Genomic DNA, 18,685 nt, shown 5'->3' with positions numbered 1-18,685 from the left:
TCGCAATGATATGGGGTTAAATTATAGTAAGAGAGGTTATCTCTTCATCGTAATAACCACTAATATCTTTATCGGTTTATGGTGATATTTGAAACATTTAGCTTAGTGTGTTTTCCTTTGTGATTTAATGATGAACTTGCACTAAAAATTCCTCTTCAGAAAGTACCTTCACCCCCAATTCTTGTGCTTTCGTCAGTTTTGAACCGGCGGCTTCACCGGCAATTACAAAATCGGTTTTAGCAGAAACGGAACCACTGACTTTTGCCCCCATTTCTTGCAATAAGGCTTTCGCTTCATTACGCCCCATTTGGCTGAGGGTGCCGGTGAGGACGACAGTTTTTCCTTTGAACGGGTTGTCTTGCACTTCTTTAACTTCCACCTCTTCCCAATATACTCCTTGGGCAAGTAAATCTTTCACTACTTCAACATTATGAGGCTCACGCCAGAATGCCAAAATGCGGTTCGCCACCACTTCACCCACATCAGGTACTTGTTGGAGTTGTTCAAAATCGGCACTTTGTAAGGCATCGAGCGTTTTAAAATAATTGGCTAAATTTAATGCCGTGGCTTCACCCACTTCACGGATCCCCAAGGCAAAAATAAAACGGGCAAGGGTAGTATGCTTGGCTTTTTCAAGGCTTTCTAAGGCGTTTTCTGCTGATTTTTTCCCCATGCGTTCTAAACGGGTTAGCGTGGTCAGATCAAGTTTAAATAAATCTGCCGGTGTGTGGATTAATTCACGATCAACAAGCTGTTCAATTAATTTTCCGCCTACGCCGTCAATATCCATGGCTTTGCGTGAAACAAAGTGTTTTAAGGCTTCTTTTCTTTGTGCTTCACAGAATAATCCACCACTGCAACGTGCTACTGCTTCACCTTCAATGCGAATAATTTGCGAATTACACACTGGGCAATTTGTCGGGAAAACAATGGGTTTCGCATTTTCAGGACGGCGTTCCCGTAAAACCCCAATAATTTGCGGAATGACATCGCCGGCACGGCGAACAATCACCGTATCGCCAATGGCAATATCCAAACGGGCGATTTCATCGCCGTTGTGTAGGGTGGCATTGCTCACTGTCACCCCGGCGACAAATATCGGTTCAAGTTTTGCCACCGGTGTAATCGCACCGGTGCGTCCTACTTGGAATTCCACATCATTTAATACGGTGAGTTCCTCTTGGGCAGGGAATTTATAGGCAATGGCCCAACGGGGTGCTTTAGAAATAAAACCTAATTCATTTTGCAGAGCGATATCGTTAATTTTTAACACTGTACCGTCAATGTCGTAACCCAGCGTACTGCGTTTATTTTGCATCGCTCGATAAAATTCCAGCACTTCGTCATTACCGTGACAAAGACGGATTTCAGGATTGACCGGAATACCGATCGATTTGAGCCATTGTAAACGCTCATAATGGGTGGAGGGTAAGTCCACACCTTCTGCAACCCCGATGCCGTAAGCATTGAGTACGAGCGGGCGTTTACTGGTAATTTTCGGGTCGAGCTGGCGTAGCGACCCGGCTGCCGCATTGCGTGGGTTGGCAAAGGTTTTTTCACCATGTTCAAGGGCATATTTATTCAAATTTTCAAACCCTTGATGTGGCATAAACACCTCACCCCGCACTTCTAATCGCGCCGGTGGGTTTTCTGTCAATAACTGTAATGGAATATTACGAATAGTACGAATATTCGCCGTAATATCTTCGCCTGTTGTACCATCGCCTCGGGTTGCGGCTTGTGTTAATACACCATTGACATACAAAATACTCACGGCTAGCCCATCAAGTTTAGGCTCACAGCAAAAGGTCAGTGGGGAGGCAGAAAGCGTTAAACGATCTTCAATGCGTTTCACAAAGGCATCAAATTCCTCATCAGAAAAGGCATTATCGAGGGACAGCATCGGAATTTCATGACGGATTTGGTTAAATCCTGAAAGGGGTTTTGCACCCACCCGTTGAGTTGGGGAGTCTGCGGTAATCAGTTCAGGATGTGCTACTTCCAAGGCTTTGAGCTGGTGGAAAAGACGATCATATTCACTGTCCGGCACGGTGGGATTGTCTAACACATGGTATTCGTATTCGTATTGGCGAAGGGTTTGACGTAAGGTTTCAAGTTGGGTTTGGATCGTGTTCATAAAATTCTCAATAAAAACCGACCGCACTTTTAACTGCTTGGAATAAGAAAGGCGAACTCAATGTTCGCCAAAAGCTAAAGTGTGGTTGAAAATAAATAGGGATTATACCCGTGAAAGGTAATGTTGTTCTTGGTAATCATCGAAGAGTTGTTCATCTTCTGTCAGTACAGCGCCGCCTAAATCTTCCGCAAGGGTTTTGGCAGCACGAATCATCAATTTAAGATTAGCCAAGTCATTACCCGGTGAAGGTAATTTCATAAATAGGGTGACACCGATAGTACGGAAATCCGCATTATAGGGATCAAAGTTGCCTTCCCCTTGTAAGTTAGCAACACTAAATAAGACAGGGCTTGCCACGCTTAAATCAAAATGGCGGTGATACATATTATGCTTACCAAAAATAAAGCCTAAGTTTTCAAGGGATTGAACTAAGCGAGAGCCATGAAACTCACGATGTTGCGGTGAAATCACATAGAGTTGAATATAGCCCGATGTTTGCTTTTGGATTTCAGGCTCAGCTTGACGTACTTCATTAAAATGAACGGTGGCTTTGACTTCCTCTAACTCACCTCGAGCCATTTGTGAAAGCTGTTCACGCAATTCAGGCGAGGAAGAATTAATCCCTTCTAACTCATCACTTTGTGCTTCCAATTGCTCAAGGGTCATTGCCGCAGGATTTGGCACAGCCTGTGGTTGTGTCGGTTTCATATTGTATTCCATACGAACCGGCTCACGCACAGGCGCACTGTTTGGAATGGAAATTTTAATATCATCGACGGTACGCTCAGTTTCACGATAATCCACCTGCGACACCGGTGGGGTGTAATCAAAAGATTGCGGTGTATTCGTAAAAGAGGGAGGGGATACCGACACCGGAGTCGCTTCCGGAGTGTATTCTGACGGTGTTTGTTGCGTTTGGTTAAACGCACGGTTAAATGTGGTTTCATTTTTAAAATATTTTGATTTCTCACGGCGATTTGACCATAATCCGTGGGCAACCAAGGCGACAAGTGCCACAACACCCAAAATAATCAAGATAGTATTCAGATCCATTTTTGCTTCCTATCGGCAATAAAACTGCGTCAATGCTACCATATTTTAAAAGGTGAAAAAACAGGGCTAATGGGGAATTTTGTGGCAAAAATACGGTCAAAACTGACCGCACTTATGTGAGCGTTAAAAAGGAAAAAGCATGATTAATCAACAAGAAATTAAATCCGGTTTTCATTATTTTGTGATGGGATGGCATTTTATTACACAAAAAGGGCTACGCCGTTTTGTGATTATGCCTATTGTTTTGAATGTGGTCTTACTTTCCGGATTATTTTGGCTATTTATTTCGCAAATTAGTACAATGATCGACTGGGTGATGAGCTTCGTTCCTGATTGGTTAGGTTTTTTGAGTGTCGTTTTGCTTGTGTTGTCCACAGGGATGATTTTGTTGCTATTTTACTTCACTTTCACCACATTATCCGGTTTTATCGCTGCGCCCTTTAACGGATTATTATCGGAAAAATTGGAAAAAATGCTCACCGGCGAGCCGATTAATGATGACAGTTGGCTGGATATCATGAAAGATGTGCCTCGAATGTTACATCGAGAATGGCAAAAATTGTGGTATAGCTTGCCTAAAATTGTCGGTTTATTCTTATTAGGCTTTATCCCCGTGGTTGGGCAGACCATCGTGCCGGTTTTAACCTTTTTATTCACCGCTTGGATGATGGCAATTCAATATTGTGACTATCCTTTTGATAATCACAAAATTTCCTTTAATGTGATGAAAAACGCCTTGGGTGAGCAGCGTTCACAAAGTCTTACTTTTGGTGGATTAGTCACTTGTTGCACATTTTTACCTATCGTGAATTTAGTGATTATTCCCGTTGCTGTATGTGGTGCAACGGTGATGTGGGTAGAAAATTACCGTGATCGTTTACGCTTTGATATGAATTTCAAGTATCAACACGGTCATTCTTCTAGAGAAGTGGCAACACGCAGTAACAGCACGGATATTCGCACAAACAATCATCAAATTGTGAAATAGCGTTTAGTTATAAAATAGATCAAATAACTATTTTTTTTATTTTATCGTCAATGCTATAACTGCCTCATCAATCATCGTAAATCATCTTCATAAGGAGAGCATATGACAATCTATGCAGATAATTCTTACAGTATTGGCAACACACCGCTGGTACGTTTAAAACATTTTGGCCAGGGTAATATTGTGGCAAAAATTGAAGGCCGAAATCCAAGTTTTAGTGTGAAATGCCGCATTGGTGCCAATATGGTATGGCAAGCAGAAAAAGACGGGATCCTCACCAAAGACAAAGAAATTGTTGATGCCACCAGTGGTAATACCGGTATTGCACTTGCCTATGTGGCGGCTGCGCGTGGGTATAAAATCACACTTACCATGCCGGAAACCATGAGTTTAGAACGTAAGCGTTTATTGCGTGGCTTAGGGGTGAACCTTGTGCTTACCGAAGGGGCAAAAGGCATGAAAGGTGCTATTGCCAAAGCGGAAGAAATTGTGGCTTCTAATCCAAATCGTTATGTCATGTTAAAACAATTTGAAAACCCGGCGAATCCACAAATTCACCGTGAAACCACTGGTGTTGAAATCTGGAAAGATACGGAAGGGAAAGTAGATGTGGTGGTTGCTGGGGCCGGCACAGGTGGGACGATTACAGGGGTTTCCCGTGCCATTAAATTAGACTTTGGCAAGGCGATTACCTCTGTGGTGGTGGAACCTAGCGAATCCCCGGTGATTACCCAAACCTTAGCCGGTGAAGAAATCAAACCGGGCCCGCATAAAATTCAAGGCATCGGTGCCGGATTTGTGCCGAAAAATTTAGATTTATCGTTAATCGATCGTGTAGAAACAGTGGACAGCGACACCGCCATTGCGACTGCCCGCCGTTTAATGGCTGAAGAGGGGATCTTAGCGGGAATTTCTTCCGGTGCGGCGGTTGCTGCAGCCGATCGCATCGCAAGATTGCCGGAGTTTAAAGATAAACTTATCGTTGTCGTGCTTCCATCCGCTTCAGAACGCTATCTCAGTACAGCGTTATTTGAAGGCATTGAGGCCTAATAGAAGTTTTATCTATCAACTAAAGTGCGGCTAAAAATAGCCGCATTTTTTATGGGAGAAAAGACCGGTATTATGTAGCAAATGCACAAAACAGAAATTTTAACCAAAACGTAGGGACACACTGCGTGTGTCCGTTATAAAATCAAATTATTTCAATAGGTTAAAATTCGGACACACGCAGTGTGTCCCTACAAGATAACAAAAAACAACGTTGTGCAACTGCTGCATAATGTCGAAAAATCATCGAGTTTTTTAGCCACACTTTCATCTTATTGTTCGGCAAATTGGCGAATTTTCTCTGGATTTAAATGCCCCGGTACGGTTTTTTTCACCTTCAGCTCAGGGTCTAAAAAAACATTAAAAGGATAACCACGCACACGGGCACGCTCAATGATTTCCCCTTTTTCATCCAGTAATAGGGTGATATTTTTGTAATCTAAACCTTTGTACCATTCAATAAATTCTGCGGTCGCTTTTTCCCCTTTATGAGAAGGTGAAACCACCGTGATAATGGTAAAGTTTTGCGGTGGATTAGCACTTAACTCATCAATTTCTGCCAAGCCGGCTAAACAGATAGGGCACCATGATGCCCACATTTTGATGTACACCGGTTTGCCTTTGTATTGCTCAAGGGATACCGGTTGATTGTTGACATCCTTAAGAGGAATATCTGCCAAATTGGTGGCGAAAGCTTGAAGGCTGAATGTCATGAATAAGATTGAGAGTAATTTTTTCATTTGTTTTTTCCTTTTTATTGGTGAAAGGGTATTTTGTACATTACACAAGATTATTGGTGATTAATAAAAAGCCCATCACAATAATCAATATTCCCCCGGCAATTTTGAATTTCTCTAAATGGCGGTTCAGGCTTTTTGCTCGTTTTAGCAAACTGTCGGAAAACAACGAGAAAAGCATAAAAGGGGTGGCTAAGCCAAAAACATAAACTAACATCATTGCTGCACCGTAAAGTGCCGAGCCTTCTTCGCCAGAAAGAGCCAGAACGGAGGCAAGAATAGGGCCAATGCAAGGTGTCCAGCCAAGACTGAAGGTTAGCCCGAGCACGAAGGCTTCAAGTGCGGTGGATTTTCCCGAGGTTTTGATTTCCACTAATTTCGTGCGTTCAAGTAAGCCGATTTTAACGATCCCAAGTTGATGAATTCCAAGAATAATGACGATGATCCCGGCAACGACACGGGTTGTTTCGCTAAATAAAATATTCCCGAGAAAACCAAAGCTAAAGCCCAGGCTTACAAAGGTAAGGGAAAGCCCTAATATAAATAAAAAGGTATTGAGGACTTTTTTCCCGCCTTTACTGAGAATACCAAAATAAATCGGGATGATCGGAAAAATACAGGGGGAAAGAAAAGAGGCAATTCCCGCTAAAAATACTGTTCCGATAAGCAGTTGTTGGTCTAACATGATTTGATTTTCCTACTATTTTGTCAGGTGTGTAAGGCATTTACACCCCTGACTTGCGTTATTTTTTAATGGTTTTCACTAAATAGCCATATCCGGCTTTTTCCATTTCTTCCAAAGGAATAAATTTGATAGAGGCACTGTTGATACAATAACGTAAACCGCCTTTGTCTTTTGGGCCGTCATCAAAAACATGTCCTAAATGAGCCTGACCACTGCGACTTAGCACCTCAGTGCGTTGCATATTAAAGCTATTATCGGTTTGATAATGCACCACCTCTTTGGCAATAGGGTGAGTGAAACTTGGCCAACCACAGCCCGACTCAAATTTATCATTAGAGGAAAACAAGGGTTCACCGGTGGTGACATCCACATAAATTCCCGGCCGGAAGTTATCCCAATATTCATTGCTGAAAGAACGTTCGGTGTGTTTTTTCTGCGTGACGGAATATTGCAACGGTGTTAATGTGGCTTTGAGGGTTTCATCGCTCGGTTTAGGGTAGTCTTTTTCATTAATCATGGGTTCGTCTGCCTGTGTGATGTCGATATGGCAATAGCCATTGGGATTTTTTTTCAAATAATCTTGGTGATATTCTTCCGCTTCCGTGTAATTTTTAAGGGGTTCTACTTCAATTTGAATTTTATTTTTGTACTTTGTTTGTAGTGTAGCAATCGCTTGGTCGATGACAGGTTTATCTGCACTATCTTGATAGTAAATCCCAGTGCGATATTGACGGCCTCTATCATTTCCTTGCTTGTTTACACTGGTTGGGTCGATTACTTTAAAATAATATTGCAGCAGTTTATCCAGTGAAATTTGGTTGGCATCATAAGTGACTTTAACTGCCTCGGCGTGATCTGTGATAGCAAGCAGTGCATAACTGGTTTTATCCCGATTGCCATTGGCATAGCCTGAACTGGCATCTTTCACGCCATAAATACGTTCCATATAGGCTTCCACACCCCAAAAACAGCCACCGGCTAAATAAATTTCACGCAGATTTTGTTGAGATTTCATCATGGTTTTTTGCTCCATATTGTGTGTTGGTTTGTTTTTTTCCACAGCCCAAATCCATTGGCTTGTGGCACAAAATGCCCCGATTAATAGAAAAAGTTTTGAAAATTTCATTGTGAGGTTCTCCTTTAAATCATCAAATGATATGGTTTAGACGAGCGCTCTTTCCATTTCTTACAGATTTTTTATTTAGGGGGGAGAGGATAGCCGAACATTAAAAATAATCGATGTTTTTTCATCCATTTTTGAGAGGGGGAAATGGATTGATTGAAAATAAATGTCGGTTGGAATATAAAAAACCACCCTTTCGGGTGGTTTTTAGAGGGCTTAGTCTAAGCGACCAAATCTGCCGGCATGCACATCATTGAATGCTTCAATAATTTGCTCACGGGTATTCATCACAAACGGACCATAACCCACAATTGGCTCATTGAGTGGCTCTCCGGTCAAAATTAACAATTTGGCTTCATTGTTTGCTTCGATCAGGACATCACGACCGCCACGCTCGAAAGTGACTAATTCACCACGGCGTGCAATGGCATCGCCACCCACTTGGATTGTCCCTTCTAATACCAGGATCACCACATTATGACTTTCCGGCACACTAAAAGTATGTGTTCCATTCGCATTCATGGTGGTATCCCACATATTAATCGGGCTAAAGGTTTCAGCTGAACCTTTTGTATCCAATAATTCACCGGCAATGACCCGTACGGAACCCGCATTATTTGGGAGTGTCACCACCGGAATATCCGCTGATTTAATGGCTTGATATTTCGGTGTGGTCATTTTATCTTTTGCCGGTAAATTGACCCAAAGTTGAACCATTTCAAATAATCCGCCTTCTTTGGCAAATTTTTCTGAGTGCATTTCTTCGTGCATCACACCGGAACCTGCGGTCATCCATTGCACATCTCCGGTACCGATAGTACCGCCGCCACCGTGCGAGTCACGGTGAGAGACTTCGCCTTGATAAGCGATAGTAACGGTTTCAAAACCACGATGTGGATGCTCTTCCACGCCTCGTAAATCAAATTCTGAATTATCACGACGGCCACCTTGGAAAAATTTAGGTGGGTTGTAATCCATTAAAAGAAATGGATCGAGGTTTTTATCTTTGTCGTTATAACTAAACATGGATGCCACATGGAAACCATTACCGACCCAGTGTTTTTCTGGTGCATTGAAAACATTTGCGACTTTTTTCATTGTTATCTCCTTAATTTGTGTTAGAACCTATCGTTCTGTTGATGGCGTGCATTATACGCTTAGCAGAAAGTGAATAAATAGGTGTTTTGTTAAAAGATATTTTACTATTATGAAATAATAGGGGGGGTTGTTTGGTTATTTGGGGATGAGCATTTTCTTATAACTAAATCATCTAACTCATAAATAAATCGTCTTGTTTTTTGTTAAATGGGGCTTTTATAATCCTAGCCTTGCAAACACAATAGTTAAGAGGAACTGATTATGAAAACATCCTTTTTTTCCACCGCACTTTTCTCCGTAGGATTGGCGTTTTCCACGTTGGTAAATGCCGGTGAAATTGCCGATCGTGTAGAAAAAACGAAAACATTATTAGTAGGAACAGAAGGTACTTATGCCCCTTTCACTTTCCATGATAAAGACGGCAAACTCACCGGGTTTGATGTGGAAATTATTGAGAAAATTGCTCAAAAATTAGGCTGGAAAATTGAATTTAAAGAAACCGCATGGGATGGAATGTATGCCGGTTTAAATGCAAAACGCTTTGATGTGATTGCCAATCAAACCAACCCAAGTCCGGAACGTTTAAAAAAATACGATTATTCTGCGCCTTATAATTACTCCGCCGGGGTGATTGTGACCCGGGCCGATAATGACAGTATTAAAACCTTTGCGGATCTAAAAGGGAAAAAATCCGCACAATCTGCTACCAGCAATTGGAGTAAAGATGCCCGCGAACAAGGGGCAATAATTGTGACCGTTGATAGCCTTGCACAAAACCTTGAGGCGGTAAAACAAGGGCGTGTTGATGCGACGGTGAACGATAAATTAGCAGTATTGGACTATCTCAAAAAACAACCGAATTCCGGTTTAAAAATTGCCGTAGAAAGTGATAAAAAAATCCCAACAGGATTTGCTTTTCTGAAAGGCGAAGAAGCATTAATTGCCAAGGTCAATCAAGCCCTTGAGGAACTTCGCCAAGAAGGCACATTAAAACAACTTTCAATAAAATGGTTTGGTGATGACATTACTCAATAATTTATTGGCAAACCTTCCATTTATGACGACAGAACGGGCTGATTATGTGATCAGCTCGTTTTGGCCTATGTTGGAAGCTGCCATTTTATATACAATTCCTCTGGCTGTGATCGCTTTTTCCTTGGGATTAGTGATTGCGGTGATGGTGGCGGTGATTTGCACCTTACCCCAGCCCAATGTTCTCACCAAAATTTTGCAAAGCCTTTGTCGGGTGTATATTTCGATTATTCGTGGTACGCCCATGTTGGTGCAAATTTTTATTATTTTCTATGGTTTGCCTGAGGTGGGCATCACGCTTGATCCTTTCCCAACGGCCATTATTGCTTTTTCTATCAATATCGGGGCCTATGCGGCAGAAACGGTGAGAGCGGCGATTTCAGCCATTCCTAAAGGGCAATGGGAGGCCTCTTATGCCATTGGAATGAATTATTGGCAAGCCTTTATCCGCACCATCATGCCACAAGCCTTACGCATTTCTGTTCCATCTTTATCCAATACTTTTATCAGTACGGTAAAAGACACCTCCCTTGCCTCATTGGTTTGGATCGCCGAGTTATTTCGGGTGGCGCAAAATATCACCGCTGAAAACTATGAATTTATTCTGATTTATAGTGAAGCGGCCTTGATCTATTGGATCTTCTGTTTCCTTCTTGCTATGGGGCAAATGCGTTTAGAAAAGCGTCTATCACGCCATTTATAGGGAATTGTTATGTTAAAAGTGAGCAATATTCAGAAAAATTTTAATGGCAATCAAGTATTAAAAGGCATTGATTTCGAAATCAACAAAGGGGAAGTGGTGGCTATTTTAGGGCCTTCCGGTTCAGGAAAAACCACGTTTTTACGTTGTTTAAATTTATTAGAACGACCGGAACAAGGAAACTTAACCTTTAGCGATGACCCTTTAAACATTGATTTCAGCCGAAAAATCAGCAAATCCGATGAATTAAAATTACGTTGTCGTTCTTCCATGGTGTTTCAGCAATATAACCTTTTCCCTCATCGTACCGCCCTTGAAAATGTGATGGAAGGAATGGTGGTGGTTCAAAAACAACCCAAAGCGCAGGCGCATGAAAAAGCCTTGGCTTTGTTAGAAAAGGTGGGATTGAAAGACAAAGCGATGCTTTTTCCTTCACAACTTTCCGGCGGTCAACAACAGCGGGTGGGTATTGCTCGTGCGCTTGCGGTCCAACCTGATCTTATTTTATTGGATGAACCGACTTCTGCCCTTGATCCCGAATTAGTGGGGGAAGTGTTACAAACCTTAAAATTATTGGCAAAAGAAGGCTGGACGATGATTATTGTTACCCATGAATTACATTTTGCGAAAGAAGTGGCGGATCGAGTGGTGTTGATGGCAGAGGGGCAAATTATCGAGCAAAATTGTGCCGCACGGTTTTTTTCCAATCCGCAAAAAGAGCGCACCAAACAGTTTTTATTACAAGCGAAAATGAACATCGATTTAGATTATTATATTTAGAGAGGACAACATTTCATTTTTTCTCTATGATAAGATGAATCTTCAATACGCAAAGTGCGGTTATTTTAGGAAAAGATTTTATGCACGCTATTCAGCCGAAAGATGACGGTTATTGGCTCCTCACACAGGGGAGCCAATTGTATTTAATTCAGGGAAAATTGCCTTATGGCAAGGCTTCATCACTGGGTTTCGATCACTTGAAGGGAATGAGAATAGGCGAGTGGGATAACGAACCTTTATGGCTTCTTGAAGAACAGCATGATGAAACGAAAGATTATGTGAATTTACGGACGTTACTTTTTCTGCCCGAAGAAAAATTTTATTTGTTAAGCCGTGGTGTAGAAATTAATCATTTTCTGAAAACCCACCAATTTTGTGGTCGGTGCGGCCATAGAAATAGCCAAACGGAAGATGAACTGGCGATGCAATGTTGCCATTGTGGTTATCGCACTTACCCGGTTATTCACCCCTCTATTATTGTCGCGGTACGCCGTGGCACGCAGATTTTACTGGCCAATCACAAACGTCATTATCAACCAAATGGTGGAATGTACACCACCCTTGCCGGTTTTGTGGAAGCAGGGGAAACCTTTGAACAGGCGGTTATGCGTGAAGTATGGGAAGAAACGGGGATTAAAATCAAAAATATTCGTTATTTCGGTAGCCAACCTTGGGCCTTTCCCAATTCACAAATGGTGGGATTTTTAGCCGATTACGAGGGGGGCGAGATTGTTTTACAGGAAACGGAAATTCATGATGCACAATGGTTTTCTTATCATCAGCCCTTGCCAGAATTACCACCAACAGGTACTATCGCACGAAAATTAATTCATGCTACCCTTGAACTTTGTCAAGCAGCAGATCAAAAAAAGGAAAGTTAAATGTCAGCACTCAAAAATGATCGTTACTTAAAAGCCCTACTACGCCAACCGGTGGATTGCACACCGGTATGGATGATGCGCCAAGCCGGGCGTTATTTACCTGAATATAAAGCCACCCGTGCGCAAGCCGGGGATTTTATGTCTCTTTGTCGCAATGCAGAGTTGGCTTGTGAAGTGACTTTGCAGCCACTTCGCCGTTATGAGTTAGATGCGGCCATTTTATTCTCTGATATTTTAACCATTCCCGATGCGATGGGCTTAGGGTTAAGCTTTGGTGCAGGGGAAGGGCCGAAATTTGCCAGACCGATTGAAAGTAAAAGTGCGGTTGAAAATCTTCCTATTCCTGATCCTGAACAAGAATTGCAATATGTGATGAATGCGGTGCGTACCATTCGCCGTGAGCTAAAAGGGGAAGTGCCGCTTATCGGTTTTTCAGGCAGCCCATGGACATTGGCTACTTATATGGTAGAAGGTGGCAGCAGCAAAACCTTCAGTAAAATCAAAAAAATGATGTATGCCGAACCGCAAACATTACATTTGCTGTTAGATAAATTAGCCAAGGCTGTCACCCTTTACCTGAATGCCCAAATCAAAGCGGGTGCACAATCTGTGATGGTATTTGACACTTGGGGCGGCGTATTGGGGCATCGTGAATATGTGGATTTTTCACTGCAATATATGCACAAAATTGTGGAAGGGTTAGTGCGTGAAAATGAAGGTCGGGTTGTCCCGGTTACCCTTTTCACCAAAGGGGGAGGACTATGGCTTGAAGCTATTGCGAACACCGGTTGCGATGCCATTGGTTTGGATTGGACGGTGAACCTTGCCGAAGCCAAAGCCCGGGTTGGGCATCAAGTGGCGTTACAAGGCAATATGGACCCAAGTGTGCTTTATGCACCGGCTGCCCGTATTGAACAAGAAGTGCGGTCAATTTTAGCGGATTTTGGTGAGGGAAGCGGTCATGTCTTTAATTTAGGACATGGTATTCATCAAGATGTACCGGAAAGTGCTCCAAAAGTGTTTGTGGATGCGGTTCATGATTATTCCAAAGCCTACCATAAATAGGAAAGAGCGATGCAAAGAGCGCTGAGAAATCCTATTCATAAACGTTTGGAAAACCTTGAAAGCTGGCAGCATTTGACCTTTATGGCGGCATTGTGTGAACGTATGGCGCCTAATTTCAAATTGTTTTGTCAAATGCATCATCACGAGCGGGAAGGCAAAATCTATCAAAATATTCTCAATCTGGTTTGGGAATATTTAACCATCAAAGACATCAAAATTAATTTTGAAAATCAGCTTGAAAAGCTAGAAGGCATTATTCCCGATGTGAATGATTATGATAATTTTGGCGTGGTGGCCGCTTTAGATGCTGCAGAAGCGTTAGCGGAGGTTTTACATGCCATTATTGCAGGGGAAACCTTAGAAAAAGCCATTGAACTTAGCCAAATTTCTTTGGGGACGATCAGCTCATTATTGGAAACTGAACAGGGGCGTGATTTCTCAGCACAAGAATTAAAAGAAAATGAAGATATTCAACGGGAATTGGATATTCAATGGCAAATTTATCGCCTGTTAAAAGATTGTGAAAAACGTGATGTTGAGTTGATATTGGCGTTAAAACAAGAGATCAGAACGGAGGGGATTTCCAATATCGGTATAGAATTTAACCAATAACGTGAGATTTATCACAATTTTTGAAAATCTCGCTTTTATTTCTTTAAAAGTTAGATTATCCTTTCGCACAGCTGTTGTTGCTTCGCTTTATGCTTAGTAGCGCGCTTTATTAAATAAACAAAGTAAATTAACAAAAGGTAAAAATTATGAACAAAACAGATTTAATTGATGCAATTGCAAGTGCAGCAGAGTTAAATAAAAAACAAGCCAAAGCTGCATTAGAAGCAACTTTAGATGCGATCACTGCAAGCCTCAAAAAAGGTGAGCCGGTACAATTAATCGGTTTCGGTACATTTAAAGTAAACCAACGTGCTGCTCGTACTGGTCGTAACCCACAAACCGGTGCAGAAATTAAAATTGCAGCATCTAAAGTACCAGCATTCGTATCTGGTAAAGCATTAAAAGATGCAATCAAATAATTAAAGTAAGAACGATATTAGCCCTGCTTTTATGCAGGGTTTTTTATTGGCTAAAATTTACTTTACAAAGCGATACCCCTTCTATAAACTTCCGAACCGAAATTTAAGTCCTGATAAGAGCACCAAAATGAAACGAAATAGCCAGCCACGCAATACACAGCAACGCCGACATGCCATTATGCAACTTTTACAACAGCAAGGTGAAGTGAGTGTAGAAAAGCTGGTTCAATTGTTCGATACCTCAGAGGTGACGATTCGTAAAGATTTAACCGCATTGGAAAGTAGCGGTTTTTTATTGCGTAAATATGGTGGTGCAATTTTAATGCCGAAGGAAATGATTGATGAAAACGAAAATGAAGAACTTTCGAAACGAAAGCTTGTCATAGCCAAGGCGGCGGCAGAGCGAATTCGTGATCATAATCGGATTATTGTCGATACTGGTAGCACAACGGCGGCGTTAATTAAGCAGCTTAATCGAAAACAAGGATTGATTGTGATGACCAATTCCCTTTCGGTGGCAACAGAACTACGGGCTTTAGAAAATGAACCAACATTACTGATGACCGGGGGAACATGGGATACCCGCTCAGAATCTTTCCAAGGTAAAGTGGCGGAGCAGGTGTTGCGTTCTTATGATTTCGATCAGCTTTTTATTGGTGCCGATGGCATCGATTTAGAACGGGGAACTACGACCTTTAATGAATTAGTGGGGTTAAGCCAAGTGATGGCCGAGGTGTCACGAGAAGTGATTGTGATGGTGGAATCTCAGAAAATTGGCAGAAAAATGCCCAATGTAGAATTAACTTGGCAGCAAATTAATGTATTGATTACGGATGGTGGACTGTCAGAACAAGATAAACAGGCGATTTTGGCCCAAGGCGTAGAGGTCATCTGCGTATAAAGTGCGGTCAAAATTATCATTATTTTTAACGTGTTAATCAAATAAGGAAAACTTATGTGTGGTATTGTCGGTGCGGTTGCGCAACGTGATGTAGCAGAAATTTTAATCAATGGATTACATCGTTTAGAGTATCGTGGTTATGACTCAGCCGGTGTGGCAGTGGTCAACGAACAACATGAATTACAACGGGTACGTTGTTTAGGCAAAGTGAAAGCTTTGGATGAAGCGGTTGCGGTGAAACCGTTAATTGGCGGAACCGGTATTGCACATACACGTTGGGCAACCCATGGTGAACCTTCAGAAGCCAATGCACACCCACATGTTTCCGGCAATTTTGCAGTGGTTCATAATGGCATTATCGAAAACCACGAAGAATTGCGTGAATTATTAAAATCTCGTGGTTATGTGTTCCTTTCCCAAACAGATACCGAAGTGATTGCTCATCTCGTGGAATGGGAAATGCGCAGTACGGATTCTTTACTCGAAGCGGTCAGAAATGTGGTGAAACAGCTGACCGGTGCTTACGGTATGGTGGTAATGGATCGCCGCAAGCCGGCACATTTAGTCGCCGCCCGTTCCGGTAGCCCTCTTGTTATTGGTTTGGGGATTGGCGAGAATTTCTTGGCATCAGACCAGTTAGCTTTATTGAGTGTTACCCGCCGTTTTATTTTCTTGGAAGAGGGGGATATTGCCGAGATCACACGTCGTACTGTGGATATTTATGATGTTCAAGGGAATAAAGTGGCGCGTGAAATCCATGAATCTAACCTTGAAAATGATGCGGCAGAGAAAGGCAAATTCCGTCACTTTATGCAAAAGGAAATTTTTGAACAACCGACAGCTTTGATTAATACGATGGAAGGGCGTATCAATCACAACAATGTGATTGTGGAAGCTATTGGCAATGGGGCAAAAGCGATTTTAGAGAACGTCCAACATGTACAAATTGTGGCTTGTGGTACTTCTTACAATGCAGGTATGGTGGCACGCTATTGGTTTGAAGCCCTTGCCGGCGTCAGTTGTGATGTGGAAATTGCTTCTGAATTCCGTTATCGCAAATTTGTTACTCGTCCAAATAGCCTATTGCTCACTCTTTCTCAATCCGGCGAAACTGCCGATACCCTCGCTGCCCTTCGTTTAGCGAAAGAAAAAGGCTATATGGCTGCAATGACCATTTGTAATGTCGCAGGCTCTTCTCTTGTGCGTGAATCGGATCTTGCCTTTATGACAAGGGCAGGGGTAGAAATTGGTGTGGCCTCAACAAAAGCTTTCACAACCCAACTTGCGGCAATGCTGATGTTGGTTACCGCAATGGGCAAACTGAACGGTCAGATTTCTGATGAAAAAGAGAAAGAAATTGTGAAGGCATTGAATTCTCTTCCGGCAGATATTGAAAAAGCTTTAGCCTTTGATAAAGACATTGAACTGCTTGCAGAAGATTTTGCTGAAAAACATCATGCATTATTCTTAGGTCGTGGCGAATATTACCCGATTGCAATGGAAGCCTCGTTGAAATTAAAAGAAATTTCCTATATCCACGCAGAAGCCTATGCTGCAGGGGAATTAAAACACGGCCCATTGGCGCTGATTGATGCAGATATGCCGGTGATCGTAGTCGCACCGACCAATGATTTATTAGAAAAAGTGAAATCCAATATTGAAGAAGTGCGTGCCCGTGGCGGTCAATTATATGTCTTTGCGGATAAAGAGGCAGGGTTTAGTGAAACGGAAGGCATGAAAATTATCACCATGCCAAAAGTGAATGAAATCATTGCACCGATTTTCTATACCGTGCCGATGCAATTGTTGTCTTACCATGTGGCGTTAATTAAAGGAACCGATGTGGATCAACCTCGTAATCTGGCAAAAGCGGTGACTGTTGAATAAGTGCGGTTAATTTGAGCTACGTTTTTAAAAGCACGGAATAAGTAAATTCCGTGCTTTTTTATTGCCTAAAAGAAAAAGATTATTTACACTACGCCCGATTTTTAACCTCGTTATTTGAGGTTTATCAATCCTCTCTTCACTTTAAACACTACCTGTGAGTAGTAAAAGGACATCAATATGACTCATAACGTCAATCAATATGGCTGGAAAGCCTTGCTTGGCTCTGCCGTCGGCTACGCAATGGACGGTTTTGATTTACTCATTCTTGGTTTTATGCTCAGTGCGATTTCCGCCGATCTTAATCTTACCCCCGCTCAGTCAGGTTCGTTGGTGACTTGGACATTAGTCGGTGCGGTATTCGGCGGTATTGTGTTCGGTGCATTAAGTGATAAATATGGTCGTGTACGGGTGCTAACTTGGACGATCGTATTATTTGCCGTGTTCACCGGGTTATGCGCACTTGCCCAAGGCTATTGGGATTTACTCATTTATCGTACTATTGCCGGTATCGGTTTAGGCGGTGAATTTGGTATCGGTATGGCACTTGCGATTGAAGCTTGGCCGGCCCGTCATCGTGCCAGAGCGGCCTCTTATGTGGCATTAGGTTGGCAAGTGGGCGTGTTAGGGGCCGCATTATTAACACCGCTGTTGCTGCCTCATATCGGTTGGCGTGGTATGTTTATTCTTGGGATCTTTCCGGCGTTTGTCGCTTGGTATTTACGTTCCCGCTTACATGAACCTGAAATTTTTACCCAAAAACAGACCGCACTTTCTAGCCAAAAAACATCAAAATTGGAATCCTTCAAACTGTTAGTAAAAGATAAAGCCACTGCTAAGGTGAGCCTTGGCGTGGTGGTGCTCACCTCTGTGCAAAATTTTGGTTACTACGGCATTATGATTTGGATGCCTAATTTCCTTTCCAAACAACTAGGCTTTAGCTTAACGAAATCCGGTATTTGGACAGCGGTTACCGTATGCGGAATGATGGTGGGGATTTGGATTTTTGGTTGGCTGGCAGATAAAATCGGGCGCAAACCAAGTTTCCTATTATTCCAATTGGGCGCAGTCGTGAGTATTGTGGCTTACTCACAACTTACTGACCCAACGATCATGCTCATTGCCGGCGCTTTTTTAGGTATGTTTGTGAATGGGATGATGGGCGGTTACGGCGCATTAATGGCAGAAGCCTATCCGACACAAGCCCGTGCGACCGCACAAAATGTGTTGTTCAATTTAGGACGTGCCGTGGGTGGTTTCGGCCCCGTTGTGGTGGGGGCGATTGTTTCTGCCTATTCATTTAGCCTTGCCATTGCATTCTTGGCCATTATTTATGTGATTGATATGGTTGCCACCCTTTTCTTGATACCTGAACTAAAAGGCAAAGCGTTACAGTAAAGTGCGGTCAGAAAAAACAACGTTTTGGGACATTGGCTTTGCTAACCGTATCAAGGGGAATAAATCACTTGAGTGATTTATGGATAATTTCCCCCCTGTTTTGTGAAATCCACCTTCATCTTATGAGGTGGATTTGTATTTAAAA

At 42.4% G+C, this 18,685-nt stretch carries 18 protein-coding genes; 12 read left to right on the top strand and 6 right to left on the bottom strand.

What is annotated here, in order from left to right; genetic code table 11:
- Positions 1 to 124: 124 nt before the first annotated feature.
- Positions 125 to 2,137, bottom strand: coding sequence for an NAD-dependent DNA ligase LigA (ligA, locus tag BKK48_RS08615; RefSeq protein ID WP_077427865.1), 2,013 nt, complete (start codon positions 2,135 to 2,137; stop codon positions 125 to 127).
- Positions 2,138 to 2,239: 102 nt separating this feature from the next.
- Positions 2,240 to 3,190, bottom strand: coding sequence for a cell division protein ZipA (gene zipA, locus BKK48_RS08610; protein ID WP_077427863.1), 951 nt, complete (start codon positions 3,188 to 3,190; stop codon positions 2,240 to 2,242).
- Positions 3,191 to 3,329: 139 nt separating this feature from the next.
- On the opposite strand from zipA, the gene cysZ reads away from it, so the two are divergent.
- Positions 3,330 to 4,178 (top strand): sulfate transporter CysZ, encoded by an 849-nt coding sequence (gene cysZ / locus BKK48_RS08605; RefSeq protein WP_077427861.1) that lies wholly within the window; start codon positions 3,330 to 3,332, stop codon positions 4,176 to 4,178.
- A gap of 102 nt (positions 4,179 to 4,280) precedes the next feature.
- Complete coding sequence (gene cysK / locus BKK48_RS08600; RefSeq protein ID WP_077427859.1) at positions 4,281 to 5,228, top strand: cysteine synthase A; 948 nt, start codon at positions 4,281 to 4,283, stop codon at positions 5,226 to 5,228.
- Positions 5,229 to 5,497: 269 nt separating this feature from the next.
- Here the strand turns inward: cysK and BKK48_RS08595 are convergent, their stop codons facing one another.
- The 4 genes from BKK48_RS08595 to BKK48_RS08580 form a co-directional block, all read right to left on the bottom strand.
- On the bottom strand, positions 5,498 to 5,965 hold the full coding sequence (locus tag BKK48_RS08595; RefSeq protein ID WP_077427857.1) for a redoxin domain-containing protein: 468 nt from the start codon (positions 5,963 to 5,965) through the stop codon (positions 5,498 to 5,500).
- A gap of 40 nt (positions 5,966 to 6,005) precedes the next feature.
- On the bottom strand, positions 6,006 to 6,647 hold the full coding sequence (locus tag BKK48_RS08590) for a cytochrome c biogenesis protein CcdA (protein ID WP_077427855.1): 642 nt from the start codon (positions 6,645 to 6,647) through the stop codon (positions 6,006 to 6,008).
- Positions 6,648 to 6,705: 58 nt separating this feature from the next.
- Positions 6,706 to 7,773 (bottom strand): bifunctional peptide-methionine (S)-S-oxide reductase MsrA/peptide-methionine (R)-S-oxide reductase MsrB, encoded by a 1,068-nt coding sequence (msrAB, locus tag BKK48_RS08585; RefSeq protein WP_077427853.1) that lies wholly within the window; start codon positions 7,771 to 7,773, stop codon positions 6,706 to 6,708.
- A 213-nt stretch (positions 7,774 to 7,986) separates the two neighbouring features.
- The gene (locus tag BKK48_RS08580; RefSeq protein ID WP_077427851.1) at positions 7,987 to 8,868 is read right to left on the bottom strand and encodes a pirin family protein; all 882 of its coding nucleotides are present in this window, start codon (positions 8,866 to 8,868) and stop codon (positions 7,987 to 7,989) included.
- Between the two features lie 261 nt (positions 8,869 to 9,129).
- Between BKK48_RS08580 and BKK48_RS08575 the strand changes: the two genes are divergently transcribed.
- The 10 genes from BKK48_RS08575 (at position 9,130) to BKK48_RS08530 (ending at position 18,540) form a co-directional block, all read left to right on the top strand.
- Positions 9,130 to 9,903 carry an amino acid ABC transporter substrate-binding protein gene (locus BKK48_RS08575; protein WP_077427849.1) on the top strand — a complete coding sequence of 258 codons (774 nt, stop codon included), beginning with the start codon at positions 9,130 to 9,132 and terminating at the stop codon, positions 9,901 to 9,903.
- Positions 9,887 to 10,603 carry an amino acid ABC transporter permease gene (locus BKK48_RS08570; RefSeq protein WP_077427847.1) on the top strand — a complete coding sequence of 239 codons (717 nt, stop codon included), beginning with the start codon at positions 9,887 to 9,889 and terminating at the stop codon, positions 10,601 to 10,603. Before BKK48_RS08575 ends, BKK48_RS08570 begins: the two co-directional genes overlap by 17 nt.
- A 9-nt stretch (positions 10,604 to 10,612) precedes the next feature.
- Positions 10,613 to 11,380, top strand: coding sequence for an amino acid ABC transporter ATP-binding protein (locus BKK48_RS08565; RefSeq protein ID WP_077427845.1), 768 nt, complete (start codon positions 10,613 to 10,615; stop codon positions 11,378 to 11,380).
- Positions 11,381 to 11,460: 80 nt separating this feature from the next.
- Complete coding sequence (gene nudC / locus BKK48_RS08560; RefSeq protein WP_077427843.1) at positions 11,461 to 12,261, top strand: NAD(+) diphosphatase; 801 nt, start codon at positions 11,461 to 11,463, stop codon at positions 12,259 to 12,261.
- Positions 12,262 to 13,326 (top strand): uroporphyrinogen decarboxylase, encoded by a 1,065-nt coding sequence (gene hemE / locus BKK48_RS08555; protein WP_077427841.1) that lies wholly within the window; start codon positions 12,262 to 12,264, stop codon positions 13,324 to 13,326.
- A gap of 21 nt (positions 13,327 to 13,347) precedes the next feature.
- Entirely contained in the window at positions 13,348 to 13,938 is a 591-nt protein-coding gene (locus tag BKK48_RS08550) for a YjaG family protein (protein WP_077427948.1), read from the top strand.
- Between the two features lie 146 nt (positions 13,939 to 14,084).
- Positions 14,085 to 14,357: an HU family DNA-binding protein gene (locus BKK48_RS08545; RefSeq protein WP_077427839.1), complete on the top strand. Its 273-nt coding sequence runs from the start codon at positions 14,085 to 14,087 to the stop codon at positions 14,355 to 14,357.
- Between the two features lie 127 nt (positions 14,358 to 14,484).
- Positions 14,485 to 15,258, top strand: coding sequence for a DeoR/GlpR family DNA-binding transcription regulator (locus tag BKK48_RS08540; protein ID WP_077427837.1), 774 nt, complete (start codon positions 14,485 to 14,487; stop codon positions 15,256 to 15,258).
- Between the two features lie 54 nt (positions 15,259 to 15,312).
- On the top strand, positions 15,313 to 17,145 hold the full coding sequence (gene glmS, locus BKK48_RS08535) for a glutamine--fructose-6-phosphate transaminase (isomerizing) (RefSeq protein ID WP_077427835.1): 1,833 nt from the start codon (positions 15,313 to 15,315) through the stop codon (positions 17,143 to 17,145).
- A 177-nt stretch (positions 17,146 to 17,322) separates the two neighbouring features.
- The gene (locus tag BKK48_RS08530; protein ID WP_077427833.1) at positions 17,323 to 18,540 is read left to right on the top strand and encodes an MFS transporter; all 1,218 of its coding nucleotides are present in this window, start codon (positions 17,323 to 17,325) and stop codon (positions 18,538 to 18,540) included.
- Positions 18,541 to 18,685: the final 145 nt, after the last annotated feature.

It is taken from the genome of Rodentibacter heidelbergensis, from assembly GCF_002000125.1.
In the GTDB taxonomy this organism is placed as follows: Bacteria; Pseudomonadota; Gammaproteobacteria; order Enterobacterales; family Pasteurellaceae; genus Rodentibacter; species Rodentibacter heidelbergensis.
The sequence above is the reverse complement of the archived record's forward strand: the minus strand, read 5'-3'. Positions and strand labels throughout refer to the sequence as shown.

Coding starts and splice junctions, on each gene's coding strand:
- cysZ (WP_077427861.1), top strand. CDS start 3,330: ATGATTAATCAACAAGAAATTAAATCCGGTTTTCATTATTTTGTGATG.
- BKK48_RS08565 (WP_077427845.1), top strand. CDS start 10,613: ATGTTAAAAGTGAGCAATATTCAGAAAAATTTTAATGGCAATCAAGTA.
- BKK48_RS08545 (WP_077427839.1), top strand. CDS start 14,085: ATGAACAAAACAGATTTAATTGATGCAATTGCAAGTGCAGCAGAGTTA.
- BKK48_RS08590 (WP_077427855.1), bottom strand. CDS start 6,647: ATGTTAGACCAACAACTGCTTATCGGAACAGTATTTTTAGCGGGAATT.
- BKK48_RS08580 (WP_077427851.1), bottom strand. CDS start 8,868: ATGAAAAAAGTCGCAAATGTTTTCAATGCACCAGAAAAACACTGGGTC.
- hemE (WP_077427841.1), top strand. CDS start 12,262: ATGTCAGCACTCAAAAATGATCGTTACTTAAAAGCCCTACTACGCCAA.
- glmS (WP_077427835.1), top strand. CDS start 15,313: ATGTGTGGTATTGTCGGTGCGGTTGCGCAACGTGATGTAGCAGAAATT.
- BKK48_RS08540 (WP_077427837.1), top strand. CDS start 14,485: ATGAAACGAAATAGCCAGCCACGCAATACACAGCAACGCCGACATGCC.
- zipA (WP_077427863.1), bottom strand. CDS start 3,190: ATGGATCTGAATACTATCTTGATTATTTTGGGTGTTGTGGCACTTGTC.
- BKK48_RS08530 (WP_077427833.1), top strand. CDS start 17,323: ATGACTCATAACGTCAATCAATATGGCTGGAAAGCCTTGCTTGGCTCT.
- msrAB (WP_077427853.1), bottom strand. CDS start 7,773: ATGAAATTTTCAAAACTTTTTCTATTAATCGGGGCATTTTGTGCCACA.
- BKK48_RS08595 (WP_077427857.1), bottom strand. CDS start 5,965: ATGAAAAAATTACTCTCAATCTTATTCATGACATTCAGCCTTCAAGCT.
- cysK (WP_077427859.1), top strand. CDS start 4,281: ATGACAATCTATGCAGATAATTCTTACAGTATTGGCAACACACCGCTG.
- BKK48_RS08570 (WP_077427847.1), top strand. CDS start 9,887: ATGACATTACTCAATAATTTATTGGCAAACCTTCCATTTATGACGACA.
- BKK48_RS08575 (WP_077427849.1), top strand. CDS start 9,130: ATGAAAACATCCTTTTTTTCCACCGCACTTTTCTCCGTAGGATTGGCG.
- ligA (WP_077427865.1), bottom strand. CDS start 2,137: ATGAACACGATCCAAACCCAACTTGAAACCTTACGTCAAACCCTTCGC.
- nudC (WP_077427843.1), top strand. CDS start 11,461: ATGCACGCTATTCAGCCGAAAGATGACGGTTATTGGCTCCTCACACAG.